This window comes from Microvirga lotononidis (assembly GCF_034627025.1).
In the GTDB taxonomy this organism is placed as follows: Bacteria; Pseudomonadota; Alphaproteobacteria; order Rhizobiales; family Beijerinckiaceae; genus Microvirga; species Microvirga lotononidis.
In genome coordinates this window covers 365,674-379,332 of the sequence record NZ_CP141049.1, presented here as the reverse complement: position 1 = coordinate 379,332, position 13,659 = coordinate 365,674, and the positions used below count along the sequence as shown (strand labels likewise).

At 58.9% G+C, this 13,659-nt stretch carries 14 protein-coding genes; 6 read left to right on the top strand and 8 right to left on the bottom strand.

What is annotated here, in order from left to right; all coding sequences use genetic code 11:
• Nucleotides 1-35: 35 nt before the first annotated feature.
• Nucleotides 36-776: an SDR family NAD(P)-dependent oxidoreductase gene (locus tag U0023_RS25255; protein ID WP_009762420.1), complete on the bottom strand. Its 741-nt coding sequence runs from the start codon at nucleotides 774-776 to the stop codon at nucleotides 36-38.
• A 94-nt stretch (nucleotides 777-870) separates the two neighbouring features.
• Between U0023_RS25255 and U0023_RS25250 the strand changes: the two genes are divergently transcribed.
• The 3 genes from U0023_RS25250 to U0023_RS25240 are packed head-to-tail and all read left to right on the top strand — an operon-like array spanning nucleotide 871 to nucleotide 3,352.
• Complete coding sequence (locus U0023_RS25250; RefSeq protein ID WP_009762419.1) at nucleotides 871-1,647, top strand: IclR family transcriptional regulator; 777 nt, start codon at nucleotides 871-873, stop codon at nucleotides 1,645-1,647.
• A 14-nt stretch (nucleotides 1,648-1,661) separates the two neighbouring features.
• Entirely contained in the window at nucleotides 1,662-2,435 is a 774-nt protein-coding gene (locus tag U0023_RS25245; RefSeq protein WP_009762418.1) for an SDR family NAD(P)-dependent oxidoreductase, read from the top strand.
• Nucleotides 2,436-2,449: 14 nt separating this feature from the next.
• Nucleotides 2,450-3,352, top strand: coding sequence for a polysaccharide deacetylase family protein (locus tag U0023_RS25240; protein WP_009762417.1), 903 nt, complete (start codon nucleotides 2,450-2,452; stop codon nucleotides 3,350-3,352).
• A 56-nt stretch (nucleotides 3,353-3,408) separates the two neighbouring features.
• Here U0023_RS25240 and U0023_RS25235 read toward each other — a convergent pair whose 3' ends face one another.
• Nucleotides 3,409-4,251 (bottom strand): transporter substrate-binding domain-containing protein, encoded by an 843-nt coding sequence (locus U0023_RS25235; RefSeq protein WP_009762416.1) that lies wholly within the window; start codon nucleotides 4,249-4,251, stop codon nucleotides 3,409-3,411.
• A gap of 308 nt (nucleotides 4,252-4,559) precedes the next feature.
• The gene (locus U0023_RS25230; protein WP_322883839.1) at nucleotides 4,560-6,869 is read right to left on the bottom strand and encodes a putative bifunctional diguanylate cyclase/phosphodiesterase; all 2,310 of its coding nucleotides are present in this window, start codon (nucleotides 6,867-6,869) and stop codon (nucleotides 4,560-4,562) included.
• Between the two features lie 66 nt (nucleotides 6,870-6,935).
• Between U0023_RS25230 and U0023_RS25225 the strand changes: the two genes are divergently transcribed.
• Nucleotides 6,936-7,067, top strand: coding sequence for a hypothetical protein (locus U0023_RS25225; RefSeq protein ID WP_009762414.1), 132 nt, complete (start codon nucleotides 6,936-6,938; stop codon nucleotides 7,065-7,067).
• Between the two features lie 21 nt (nucleotides 7,068-7,088).
• Nucleotides 7,089-7,505 (top strand): hypothetical protein, encoded by a 417-nt coding sequence (locus U0023_RS25220; RefSeq protein WP_009762413.1) that lies wholly within the window; start codon nucleotides 7,089-7,091, stop codon nucleotides 7,503-7,505.
• Between the two features lie 133 nt (nucleotides 7,506-7,638).
• Here U0023_RS25220 and U0023_RS25215 read toward each other — a convergent pair whose 3' ends face one another.
• The 5 genes from U0023_RS25215 to U0023_RS25195 are packed head-to-tail and all read right to left on the bottom strand — an operon-like array spanning nucleotide 7,639 to nucleotide 12,752.
• Nucleotides 7,639-8,376 carry an ABC transporter ATP-binding protein gene (locus U0023_RS25215; protein WP_009762412.1) on the bottom strand — a complete coding sequence of 246 codons (738 nt, stop codon included), beginning with the start codon at nucleotides 8,374-8,376 and terminating at the stop codon, nucleotides 7,639-7,641.
• Nucleotides 8,373-9,224: an ABC transporter ATP-binding protein gene (locus tag U0023_RS25210; protein ID WP_009762411.1), complete on the bottom strand. Its 852-nt coding sequence runs from the start codon at nucleotides 9,222-9,224 to the stop codon at nucleotides 8,373-8,375. Before U0023_RS25210 ends, U0023_RS25215 begins: the two co-directional genes overlap by 4 nt.
• Entirely contained in the window at nucleotides 9,211-10,065 is an 855-nt protein-coding gene (locus U0023_RS25205; RefSeq protein WP_407667444.1) for an ABC transporter permease, read from the bottom strand. The genes U0023_RS25210 and U0023_RS25205 overlap by 14 nt, the downstream gene beginning before the upstream one ends.
• A 47-nt stretch (nucleotides 10,066-10,112) precedes the next feature.
• Nucleotides 10,113-11,138, bottom strand: a complete 1,026-nt coding sequence (locus U0023_RS25200) for an ABC transporter permease (RefSeq protein ID WP_009762409.1) — start codon at nucleotides 11,136-11,138, stop codon at nucleotides 10,113-10,115.
• Between the two features lie 15 nt (nucleotides 11,139-11,153).
• Nucleotides 11,154-12,752, bottom strand: coding sequence for an ABC transporter substrate-binding protein (locus U0023_RS25195; RefSeq protein ID WP_009762408.1), 1,599 nt, complete (start codon nucleotides 12,750-12,752; stop codon nucleotides 11,154-11,156).
• Between the two features lie 115 nt (nucleotides 12,753-12,867).
• Here U0023_RS25195 and U0023_RS25190 point away from each other — a divergent pair, with 115 nt between their 5' ends.
• Nucleotides 12,868-13,590: a FadR/GntR family transcriptional regulator gene (locus U0023_RS25190; RefSeq protein WP_009762407.1), complete on the top strand. Its 723-nt coding sequence runs from the start codon at nucleotides 12,868-12,870 to the stop codon at nucleotides 13,588-13,590.
• The last annotated feature ends 69 nt before the right edge of the window (nucleotides 13,591-13,659 follow it).

Sequence of the window (13,659 nt, the reverse complement as noted above, 5' to 3'; positions counted from 1 at the left end):
GCATGGGAACATGATGCCCTGCCGGGCCTGCGCCGTCAGACGTTGAACTGGAATCCGTCGACGACGAACGTCTGGCCCGTGATGAAGCACGGCTCCGATGTTGCCAGGAAGGTCACGAGGCGGGCGACATCGTCGGCACATCCGAGGCGGCCCAGGGCAATACCCTTCACGATCTCACTCTCGCGGGCCGTGACGTCGGTGCCGACCTCGGTCAGGATGACTCCGGGGCAGATGGCATTGATTGCGATCGTGGGCCCCAGCTCCTTGGCCAGAGCCCGGGTCATGCCCAGGATACCGGCTTTCGCGGCCGCATAGGCAAACTTGCTGACCGCGGCGGTGACCCCGCCCGATAGCGCATTGAGCGACGACATGGAGACAATGCGCCCCCTACCCTGCTCCAGCATGATCGGGGCTGCGTGCTGAATGTAGTTGAAGCAGCTCTTCAGGTTGATCGCCATGCCGCGGTCGAACTCGTCCTCGGTGGTCTCGAGAATTCCCTTCGGCTGCGACTGACCCGCATTGTTGAGCAGGAAATCGATCTGCCCGAAGGCGGAATGAACATCGCGCACGATCTCACACGCCCGGCCGTGTAGGACCACGTCCGCCTGGTACGTACGCACATCACGACCTAGGGCAAGGATGTCCGCCGCCGTGGCCGCCATCTCCTCCTCGAGCAGATCGACGAGAGCGATATCGAAGCCCTGCCGGGCCAGATCCAGTGCGCATGCGCGCCCAATGCCTCTTGCCCCTCCGGTGACGATCGCAACCTGCTTCAATTCAACCTCTCATCATTCCGCGTACGGGTTTCTCTTGACAGACAAAGTGTTCCCGATCGATCTTTGTTCGACAAGTGGAACTTGGTTCACATACATGAACGAGAATGCGGACTTCGAAGTTAAATCCGCGGTGCGGGTCTTGGAGTTGCTGGAGCTGCTCGCCCGCTCGTCGGAGCCCATGAGCCTCAAGGACATCGTGGACGAGCTCGGCTACCCGAAGAGCAGTGCTCACAGCCTACTGGCGACACTGGTCTCCCGGGGCTATGTCACCCGCGAAGAGTCAGAATATTATCGTCTGCACGAGGGGTGCCGGAACGGCCCAGGCTGGAGCAGCGGGCGCGAGGCTCTGCTCATCGCTGTTGCCCAGCCGATCATGGACGGCCTGCGCGACGCGGAAGGCGAGACTGTCTTTCTCGGCGTCCGTAAACGCGACGGTCGCGTGAAGCCCGTTGCCCGCAGCATCAGCCGCCAAGTCATCCGGTTCGAAGCGGATCTGTCGGGATCGGACCCCGCCTACTGCACGGCTATGGGCCGGGTGCTGCTGGCCTTCTGGGAGCCGCACCGGGTGGATGACTATCTTGGCCGCGAGCGTCTCATCCGCCACACGCAATACACCATCACGGACCGGCTCGAGATCAGGCGGATTCTCGAGGCCGTGCGTCGGGACGGGTACGCCATCTGCGATCAGGAGGCCTATCTCGGAGGCTCCGGCGTAGCGGCGCCGGTGCGCGATGCCTCGGGCGAGGTCATCGCGGCTCTCAACGTGGCAACGATCACCCAGCGCTTCGAGAACTCCAAGGTACGCATGATCGACGCGATCGAGAGCCACGCGCGACTTCTCAGCTCGAAGCTCGGCTTCAAGGGCGCTTAACATCAGGAACGAACATGGACATTTATTTCGAAGGTCGGACGGTCCTGGTGACGGGGGCCAGCCGCGGGATCGGACGGGGCATTGTCGAGGGCTTCGCCTCCCGCGGGGCAAGGGTCTACGCGACCGATATCCTTTTAGACGAGCTGAGGGAGCTGAAGGCCTCGTGCCGCGCGGAGCGCGGCGGCGCGATCGAGGTGCGCAGGCTCGACGTCACGGATCCCGACGACATCGCCACGGGCGTCCGCGCGATGGAGGCCGAGTGCGGCGGCTTCGACGTGCTCGTTCATGTCGCCGGCGGCGTCAGAGGACAGACCAGGAAACCCGTCGAACAGGTCACGCCGCAGGAATGGGACGACATCTACGACGTCAACGTCAAAGGTGCGTTCCTCGTCGCGGCGGCCGTCGTAGAGCGCATGAAGGAGCGGCGCCGCGGAAAGATCGTCATGATCTCGAGCGGCGCGGGTCTCGGCATCAGCCTGACTGGCATTCAGGCCTACGCGAGCGCCAAGGCGGGACAGCTCGGGCTGATGCGGCAGCTCGGATACGAGCTCGGCCCGTTCGGGATCAACGTGAATGCCATCGCGCCCGGCTTTCTCCGGACAAGCCCCGACTATGAGCGCCAATGGGCCTCCTATGGCCCCGACGGCCAGCGCGCGATGATCGAAAGCATCCCCATGCGCCGGCTGGGCGAGCCTCAGGACATCGCTCATGCCGTTCTGTTCCTCGCTTCCGAGTATGCAAGCTGGATCACAGGCCAGGTTCTGCCCGTGAGCGGCGGGCCCAATTGATGGAGAGAAAGACGATGGAAGAACCAAGCAAAGCGGCCATGGAGCCCTGGCAGTGGCCGGAGGCGCAGTGGCGCCGGGTCGTCAACGGGGTTCGGGCCGGCACCTCGCTGCGCCCGAGCTCTTGGCAGAACGGTGCCCGTTGCGCCGTCGCGCTCTCGTTCGACTCCGACCATGAGACCGCCGAGCTCCGAGACGGCGGCCGCTCGATCAGCGTCATGTCTCAGGGGCAGTACGGGACGCGCCAGGGCGTCCCGCGCATTCGCGCGCTCCTGAACAGGTTCGACGTCAAGGCGACCTTCTTCGTGCCTGCGGTCGCCGCACTGCTCTATCCAGACGAGCAGCGCCAGCTCGCGGAAGACGGGCACGAAATCGCACTCCATGGCTGGATTCACGAGCGCAACACGCTCCTGCCCGAGCAGGCCGAGCGGGACCTGCAGATGCGCTCCGCCGACACTCTCGAACGGATCTCGGGAACCCGACCCGTGGGCATCCGCACGCCGTCATGGGACTTCAGCCCCAACACCCTGAAGATCACCAAGGAGATGGGTCTCCTCTACGATTCATCTCTGATGGCCGACAACGACTGTTACGAGCTCGTCATGGACGGCGAGCCGACAGGCATCATCGAGCTGCCGGTGGAGTGGATCCGGGATGACGCCGCCTATCTCCACATGGACCGCTGGTCCGGCCTGCGGCCCTACATTGCGCCGGCCGACGTCCTCGGCATTTTCTCGAAGGAGTTCGAGCTCGCCTATTCCGAAGGCGGGATCTTTCAGCTGACGATGCATCCCGACATCATCGGGCACCGGTCGCGCATCTGGATTCTGGAGGAGCTGATCCGGACCATCAGGGCGCGGCCCGATGTGTGGTTCGGCACGCATGCGGACGTCGTCCGCCATGCAAAGGCCGCAGGATAGCGGCAGCGTTCTTCATGTCGTGAGGGTCTGGGGCATCGAGCCCCAGACCCGGTCCCCTATTTCGGGCTCACATCCGTCTTGAACCACTTGGTCGACAGGGTGCGAAGCGTGCCGTCAGCGGCCGCCGATTGAATGGCCTTGTCCAGGATCTCCTTGAGTTCCGGCTCGTTCTTGCGGATCCCAATGCAGACATTGGTCGCCATGATGCCGCCGGTGAGCATGGGGCCGGAAGCCACGAGGTTGCCGTTGCTCTTCTCGACCATGCTCGTGACGAACACGATGTTGTCGAATTGCGCGTCGATACGGCCGGCACCGAGGTCGAGCTGAGCCTGCTCGGACGACTTGTACGTCTTCACCTCCGCATCGTTCTTGAAGTTCTCTTCCATGAACTGCTGCTGGCTGGTCGACAGGGCGACACCGACCGTCTTGCCCTTCAGCTTCGCACGGATCGCATCGAGAACCTCCTTCGAGCTTCCATCATTGACGGACACGTTCGTTCCGGTGCCGGGGAGATTGGCGAGGGGGCCGCTCTTCTCGACCAGGAACGTATTCGGTGTGATGGCGTAGGGCGTGGTGAAATCGATCACTTCGCGACGTTTCGGGTTCGGCCCCATTGTCAGAACGGCGTCGAATTTCTGGGCGAGAAGTCCCGGGATCTGGCTGTCCCAGTCCTGCGCGACGAAGGTGCATTTCAGATTGGCGCGCTTGCAGACCTCATTGGCGACATCCATGTCGAAGCCATCCAGCTTCCCATCCGCCGTCATCAGGTTGAAGGGCGGGAACGCGCCCTCGACGCCTACGGTGATTTCTTTCCACTCCTTGGCCGACGCGGGCGCGTTGTAGGCGCCGATCAATGCGGCGAAAGCGATCCCGATACTAATTCCTCTGATGCCTTTCATGGGCTTTCCCTCAGCTAGCGAAAATACGTTCTCGGTGCCTTTTCATCGAAGCCGTCTCGCTGCCTGCATAACGAGCTGACACGATTCCGCAGAAAAGTTCCATAGCGGTGGTAGTCTAGCGAGTAGCTCGCATTCTCCAAGCGGGATAGCGTTCGGATATGTGAACGATGCCTGTGGGTGAAGGTATGATCTGCCCCATGCGGGTGATCCGGGTGTGATGTTAATCCAGCGTTGGTCACAATCTGCCCCGCTGCTCTGACGAATACAACTTCCAATTACAGGCTCAATCTATCCATTTTTGACCCGGCTCATGTGCCCTCTACGGAGCTTTGCAATCTGAGAGGATGCACTTCGCTTTGCACCAAGAAAGACGGGATGTGCTCAGCTTGCATTGGCTTACCGATCAAGTAACCCTGCGCCGTCGTGCATCCGGCTGCGCGAAGTACACCGAGTTGTTCCTCTGTTTCCACACCCTCAGCGGTTGTAGCAATGCCTAAGCGACGCGCCAGATCCAGGGTGGCATACACAATCGCAGCGCTACCGGATGAGCTATTCATCTCTTGGACGAAGGATTGATCAATCTTGATCTTGTCGAACGGGAAGCTGCGTAGAGAACTCATCGAGGCATAGCCAGTGCCAAAGTCATCAAGCGCAATGGTGGCTCCGAGAGTCTTGACTTGCTGAAGAATGTCACCCACGGCCCCCGCATCCAAAAGCGTCGATTCAGTAACTTCCAACTCTAACCGCTCTGCAGGCAGCCCTGACGATGCAAGCGCGTGCGTGACCGCCGCCATGACGTCGCCAGTCTTGAATTGGACCGGCGAGAGATTAACAGCCACCTTTATAGACGCTGGCCAATTCGCCGCTTGATGGCACGCCTGCTGAATAACCCATTCACCGATTGGCCCGATTAAGCCAGTTTCTTCTGCTATTGGTATAAACTCGTGTGGGGAAACCAGCCCATGTCTCGCATGACGCCAACGCAAGAGTCCTTCGAATCCGACAACGAGATCGGTGCGGAGGTCGAAAATTGGCTGGTAGAAGAGTTCAAGTTCTCCAGCCTCGACAGCCCGCGCGAGATCGCGTTCGAGTGCGCGGCGAGCAAGACGCTCTTCATCCATTTTTGGTTCATAGAGCCGAAACGTTCCTCGCCCTTCTCTCTTCGCACTGTAGAGAGCTAGGTCGGCCCGCCTCATCAATTGATCAGCGTCCTGGTCACCATCAGGACCGAAGGCGATGCCAACGCTTATGCCAATGGACGCAAGGTCACCGTACAACCTGTATGGTGCGCGCATGGTCTCGATGAGGCGTCTTGCAAGAGCGCTCGTCTCATCGGGATGCTCAACATCTCGCTGCACAACGGCGAACTCATCACCTCCAATTCGTGCAATCAGATCACTCTTTCGAATGCATGCCCGAAGCCGCGCGCCCACGTTCCGAAGCAGTTCATCACCTGCTTGATGCCCAAGTGTATCGTTCACTTCCTTAAACCCATCAAGGTCGAGCAGCAGTACTGCGAACGTCCGATCCGACTGCTTGGCTTCCCTTACAGTTCGCTCGATTTCCTCATTAAAAAGGATGCGGTTAGGCAAGCCGGTGAGCGTGTCATGGCGAGCCAGAAAGCTCTCTGCCTCGGCTCTCTTCGCGGTTGCACGGATCTGCCGAACTCCAAGCAGACAAGCCATCGCCACAGCTACGTCCATTAGGGCCGCAATTGCGGCCAGGAGTGCTGCTTGATAGTACCATGTCGAGAGCGCTGTCTCCACTGTATCACTGACGAGAAGGACCAGCGGATAACGCTTCAGGTTTTGAACTGCAATGATCCTGTCTTTGCCGTCGAGAACACTGATGCTCCTAGTGACCCCTCCCGCTCGCCCAACAAAGGCTCTTGGCGAATTCAGGCGCACGCTATGTGCATCTGTTAGGGCTGACTGTATCTCAGGGTAACGCACGAGAAGAGCACCATCGCTCCGCGCCAAAGTGACCGCACGTTCAGGCAATAGCGCGATTTCACGATACAGGGTCTGAAAATAGTCCAAGGCAATCGCACTAATGATGAGGCCCGTGAACTCGCGGCTTGGGCCGGTCATTCTGCGGACCACAAGCACCGTCAGCGTGCCGGATACCCGACTTACTGCGGGCTCGCCTATCATCAATTGCAGGTCAGGATTGTCCCTGAATGCTTTGAAGTAGGGCCGATCCGAAACGTCCATTTCAGGGATCGGCCATGACCGGGATGAATTCAGTAGCCTTCCCTTATCGTCAACTAGGGTGAGCGCTTCAACGTGAGGCAGTTGTTCAACCTGGTTCACCAGAACTTGGTAGAAACTATAGGTTCGCGCTGCTGCTTTTAGATCATGAGACCAAGCCTCCTCCAAGCCGTCTAGAGCTTGAAGGGCAGTCTGCTGAGAAAGGTCGATGCTCTGGAAAGCGCGCTCTGTCTGCTCTGCTAAGACAAGAGAGAGATTACGCAGGGTATTTTCAGCGCTTGAGATGTCCTTGTTGTAGAGGATCACCGAAACAAACCCTGCTCCGAGGGTTGCAGAACCGGCGACAAAGCACCCAAGCAAGACTATCCATCGCGCGGGTCGCCGCCTCATCTGATGAAACGATGTCACCTATTCCTCCCGGGAGCAGGCCAATCATCGTGAGCGTCTACATGACGGAGACAGAGAGCTCGTTCGATGATCGCAACGCCGCCATTGCTGAAATCGGTCGATCGCTCGGATCCGCGCTTGGCGGCCGAGCAATATGAAATCCGACCGGACCTGAGTAATGTGGCTCATCTCACTGAGGTCTACCGGCGTAAGAAGTGAAGCGAGGCATTAAGACCTATCATGAAGTGGAACCTGCTTCTTCCCGCCACGCTCGCGTCATGCTTCCTGTCCAGTCTGGTGGCAGCGGAACCTGGTCCCCATGCCGTAATCAACATATCCCAGGCCCTGCTCCGGGCCTACAAGGACAGTGACGTCGTTGCGTTTCGCCAACTCCTGGCACCGTCGGTTCGGGAACGTTACCCGATCGAGGTGCTGCATCAGGTCTTGGCGCGCTGTCGCGCCCTGACCTTCGAGATCGACAGGATTAGTCTGCCCTCGTGGGGAAACCGTCATGTCGGGTACTTCGGCGTCTACGCGGAGCTTGCAACCTTTGAGATGCTTCTTGAGATCGACGGCGACGAGAAAGTCGTTCACTGGGCGATCACCGATAACATCACCTCTCGCGATCAATCTTGCATGATCGGCCACATGCTGTGAACCATCGCCTGCTAGATTGGGGCGTCGTGCGGAGATGAGAAGGCTCACCGAGGCGAAGTTGCGACGGCTGTTCAGGCGCAGAAATGGGGCGAGATCCGTCGTCTAAAGGTGGACTGACACAGGAGCCATCGGCCTAAATCAAGCTAGCGTCGAACAGCGTCCGCGAATAGTCAGCATGAGTGACTCCTGCTTGTATATCCGCCTTTGTGAGATGATCGACGAACTGTCCGTTCTGCATTACCAGCACCCGGTCACACATGTGACCTATCACGGCCAAATCATGGCTGACGAGAACGTAAGTCAGCCTCCTTTCATCTCGTAGGTCGGCAAGAAGGTTAAGAATCTCAGCCTGAATCGATACATCGAGGGCCGATGTCGGCTCGTCGAGAAGCAGGATGGGCGGCGAAAGGATCAAGGCACGAGCAATGGCGACGCGCTGGCGCTGACCGCCCGACAGTTCGTGGGGGAAGCGATTTGCGAACTCGTATGGCAAGCCTACCTGGCGCAGGGCATCCGGCACGCGATCCAGGCCACTCCCGAACCCCATCGATCGCAGGGGTTCGGCTAAAACCGTTCCAATGCGGTGGCGTGGGTGAAGTGAGCCATACGGATCCTGAAACACCATCTGGGCCTTCTTGAGCTCGTCGCGGGAGCGCTGCTTGTGCACGCTTTGGCCGCCTAAGCTGATAGCTCCGGTCCAATTCCGCTCAAGCCCGGCCAGGGCCCGCAGGACGGTCGACTTGCCGCAACCAGACTCGCCGATGATCCCAAGCGTCTCACCTTCCGCGACATTGAAGCTGACGCCTTTGACAACCTGGTTGCGGGTGCTTCCAGAGCCAAAGGCGATTTCTAAATTTTCAACGGAAATCATCGTACGCCTGCCTCTGCAGCCTCCAAAGCGCGTCGGTCCAGTGTCTTGAGACGCGGTGTCGGGTGGCGCGGATCCGGCATCGCAGCAATGAGAGCCCGGGTATAGGGATGGGTTGCCGCCTGAAGGTCGGACAAGGTCTCGACCACCTGCCCTTTGTACATCACCAGGATGCGCTGGCAGAAAGCCGCCACCATGCGGATGTCGTGGCTGATGAGAATAAGGCCGGAATTGTTTTCATTCACTAACTCGTCGAGCAGTTTAAGGACATCTTGACGTACGCTGACGTCTAGAGCCGAGGTCGGCTCGTCGGCGATGACGAGTTTGGGTTTAGACATCAGCATCATAGCGATCATCACCCGTTGCCCCATCCCACCCGATACCTGATGAGGATAGAGCCCCATTACCCTCTCGACGTCGGCAATGCGCACTCGCGACAACATCTCGGCAGCATGCCGGCGGGCGCTTTTGTTGTCAGCATTCAAATGAAGCAAAGCAGACTCCGCCACCTGCCGGCCGATGGTGAGAAGGGGATTGAGTGAATAGCGTGGATCTTGCATGATCAACGCTAGGTCCTTACCCCTTATCTTCCGCAGATCTCGCTCGGAAGCGTCCAGAAGTGGAATCCCATTGAACGTGAGAACTGCCGCAGTCGTGCGAGCCGCCGGCGGAAGAAGGCGCATGATCGCGCGGCCGGTTGTGGACTTCCCCGATCCGGACTCGCCCACGATGCCGACTTTTTCGCGTCCGATATCGAAGCTCACGTTCCTGACAGCGGGGACCAGGTTATTCCCGAACGCAATACTGAGATCTCGAACGGAGAGCAGCGTCTGCTGATCAGGAGCGGGCATGGCGGGGATCCAGGATGTCACGGAGGGTGTCGCCGACGACGTTGAACGCAAGGCTAGTGATCAGGATGGCGACGCCGGGCATCACAGCAACCCACCAATGATCAAGCATGAACTTGCGTCCATTCGAGATCATGGCCCCCCACTCGGGGGCAGGCGGTTGCGCGCCTAGCCCAAGGAAACCCAAAGAAGCAGCCGTCAGGATGATCCCAGCCATGCTCAGCGTCAGCCGCACGACCACGGATGGGATACACATCGGCGCTATATAGAAAAACAAAAGTCTCCAGGCCGAAGCGCCATAAAGGCGAGCGGCAGCGACGTAGTCAGTGTTGCGTATGACCAGTGCCTCCGCGCGAGCCAATCGGGCGATCGGCGGCCAAGCAGTGAGCGAGATCGCAATGATCGCCGTGTTGAGGCCCGCTCCAAGGGCGGCGGCGAATGCCAAGGCAAGGATCAGCGAAGGAAACGAGAGCACGATATCGGTTACGCGCATAAGCAGAGCATCAACTCGCCCCCCAAGGAAACCCGCTACGACACCGACGGTCAGGCCAAAGGGGCCGACGATTAGGGACACAGCCAGAACCGTTTGGATCGTAATTCGTGTGCCATAGATCAGTCGGCTGAAGATGTCCCGACCGAACTCGTCAGTGCCGGCCCAGTGTGCGGCGCTCGGCGCCTGGAGGGCATTGTCCAAGTTCTGGAGTGTAGGATCGTATGGCGCCAGGAGAGGCGCAAGGATCGCGATCAACACCACCAGCCCCAGGATCACGGAACCCGCAAGGCCAAGCGGCTCCTGGGCGAGTTTGTGCCCCGCACGGCGAATCCCCACCATATAACGCATCATCGATGCCTCCCGACGCACCGGCACATCGGCTGTTTCGAACGCAGCCATTATGTCGCCTCCCGGGTTCTTGGGTCGAGCACCGCATAGGCGACATCGGCCAGAAAGTTCAGGATCATAAAAATAATGCCGACGATGATCGTCGCTGCCAGAATGGCGTTCATGTCTCCGATCATGAGCGCGTTGGTCATGTACTGGCCGATGCCTGGCCAGGAAAAGACGACCTCGGTCACGACCGCTCCCTCCAGCAGATTGCCATATGAGATTGCCAGGACAGTGATGAGCTGCACTCCGATGTTGGGCAATACGTGTCCGATTACCGTGCCGGCAGGGCTCACACCTTTGGCGCGTGCAGCAATCACATAATCCTGGCTCAGCTGCTCAAGTGTGAAGCTCCGTGTCATCCGCGTGATGTACGCCATTGCCGCATACGCAAGAATGCAGGCTGGCAGGATGATGTGGGATAAGGCGTTCCAGAAGACTTCGACCTCGCCTGCGATGAGGCTGTCAATCAGCATCATGCCAGTTACACTGGGAACAATTCCTTCATAATAGACGTCAACCCGGCCCGGCCCCCCAACCCAGGCAAGACCAGCGTAGAAAATCACCAAGCCGACGATGCCGAACCAGAAAATGGGCACAGAGTGGCCGAACAGGGCGATGAAGCGCGCGATCTGATCCACCAGAGTGTCGCGGAACAGGGCCGCTGCGAGCCCCAGCGGGACCCCGACCAGTGTGGAAATCAGGATGGCGAGGGTAGCGAGCTCAAGGGTCGCCGGAAATGCCTGCGCGAGATCGCTCGCGACGGTGTTCCCGGTCAGGATAGCCTGACCAAGATCCCCCTGCATCAACCCTTGAAGGTAGATCCAGAACTGCTGATAGACCGGCAGATCGAGGCCGAGACGCGCTCGCATGGCTTTGTAAGCCGCTGGATCGGCCAGCTCGCCCACGATGGCGCCCACCGGGTCTGTCGGAAGCAAGCGACCGATCACAAAGGTAACGCACAGGAGGATGAAGAGACTGACGAGCAACTGTAGAATGCGCTTGCCCAGCTCGGAGAATGTGAGCTCCTTCATGTTCGGCCGTTCACCTTACTCGGACGCCTTGGTGACGCCTTCCAGGCGCGTGATCAGGCTCGGATGACCCAAATAGCCCTTAACCTTGGCATTGAGCACGATTGGTTCGAAACGTTCGAACATCGGCAGCACGGCAGGTTTGAGCTCAACGAACAGGTTCTGCATCTGCTTGAAGATCTCACTACGCTTTGCCGGATCGGTTTCGACGGACGCCTTATCCGTGAGCTTCGTCAGCTCCGGAATATCCCAGGCCGAACGCCAGACGAAGTTGCCGGCATTGTTGGCTTCACGCGAGTTGTCGGGATTCGACGAGAATTGTTCCATTGAGCCCAAGGCATTCGGCATGTAGGCACCGGTCTGCGGGATCAGCAGATCGAAGTCGCGGGCTCGATGAGCCGCGATGATATCCGAGCCGTTACCCTGCTGGATAGTCACCTTGATGCCAATCTGGGCCAGAGAGGCCTGTATGGCCGTCGCCATATCGACACGTGGCGTCTGCGAGATGGTCTTAAGTGTCAGATTAAAGCCATTAGGATAGCCGGCCTCCGCCAACAGCGCCTTGGCCTTTTCCACGTCGAACTTCCAATCAGGGCTCGGGATAGCCTCTGACAGGGTTTCTGGAACTGGAACCGTCCGGGTCTTGCCGTAAGGACCGAGGATTGTCCGCTCAATACCTGCATAATCGATCCCGTAGGCGATCGCTTCACGAACCAGCGGGCTCGATAGGTGCTGATTGCTGGCATTCATTGCAAGCACATAGAAGCCCAAGGTCGGCACCCGTTGGATGACGAAGCCGCTCTTGTCTTTGAATGCATTCAGATCCGAGGCGGTGAGGGCATTGGCGATGTCGATATCGCCACGCTCAAGCATCAAGCGCTCAACTTGGCTTTCAGGCACGTGTCGCATCACGACACGGCGTAATTGGGGCTTCCCCGTCACGTATTTAGGGTTTGCTTCAAGGATGACGATCTCGTTCGGTGTCCACCGGTTGAGGGTAAACGGACCTGAACCTGCCGAGTTGGTGCGCAGCCAAGCATTCCCGAAGTCGTTGTTGACGACATGCTTCTGAACCTCGACGCTGTCGACAACACTCGCGACCACCATGGCGAGCCGATACATCAAGAAGTCAGCGGCCACTGCATTAGTGAGATCAATTCGGAAGGTTTTGTCATCGATCGCCCGTGCGAGCGTTTCAATGTTGTCGCCGGTGTAGCCAATGCGCTTGAAGTTGGCCGCAGCAGACTGGTCGAGCTTAAGCAGACGTGTGAGCGAATAAACCACGTCCTTTGCTGTAACGGGGTTTCCAGACGCGAACGTCGCATCGCGGAGCTTGAACGTGATCCCCTTCTCATCGATCTCCCATTTCTCAGCGAGTTGAGGGATGATCTTGTCACGCCCGTTGGCATCGGTCGCGACCAGGCGGTCATAGAGATTGGCCATGACCTCAAGAGCTTTGGCCTCTGTCGCCTGTTGCGGGTCGAGCGAGAGTACCTGCGCCAGCGAGGTGCCGATCACCAATTGATCTTTTGGTGTCGCTGCATGGCCGACTGTGGCGCTTAGGGCAAAAGCAGCAAAGGCGGCCACGACGAACACGCCCGAACGAAAAAGCTTCATTGTTTCTCTTCCCTATAGTACCATCTTTATAAGAAGTATGTGGTATGTCGTATTATGAGTATGAATGTTTCCACCAACTTTGCAATAGGGCTTCGGAGGAGACAGGAGGCTGGCCATGACTTCGATTGACACCCCGGAGGCGCCGCGACGGCAAAGACTGGCACAGGCTGTGATCAATCAACTCCGCAGTCAGATCGAGAGCGGTGTGCTGGCCGCGGGCGATCAACTTCCGACAGAACCCCAGCTCGAGGCGCAATTTGGCGTCAGCAGAACCGTAGTGCGCGAGGCGATCGCGGATCTGCGCGCCTCCGGGTATGTCCGCTCGATCCAGGGGAAGGGTGTCTTCGTCCATGACCTGAACGCCCAAGACCGCCCAGTCCTCACGTCTATCGAGATCAAGAGCATCCCGGAAACTCTGGAATTATTAGAGTTTCGCCTTGCGACTGAGACCGAGGCGGCCGCCATTGCAGCGTATCGTCGCTCTGCCAAGCAGGAGGCGGCCATCAGCGAGGCGCACCAGACCTTCGGGCAACTAATCGCCAGCGGCGCGCCGACGGTTGATGCCGACTACGCGTTTCATATGGCGATCGCCGAGGCCACCAACAATCGTTTTTATGTTCAGGCTCTCAAGACGTTTGGTCCACGGGCCATCCCACGGGGCCAGTTCCCCACCCTTCCTGATGCCTCCGATCCGGAGTACCTGCGTAAGGTGCATTGGGAGCATGGGCAGATCCTGAACGCGATCGGCGATCAGGATGCCGAGAGTGCCCGCCAAGCCATGAGAGCGCACTTGATCGCGAGCCAGAAGCGATATCGTCTGCTCGCTCAGCAGCAATAATCCCTCGACAGTAGTCATCAGTCGTATTATGACTTGGTGATGCAGCAACGCTCTGCCAATGGAGGAACC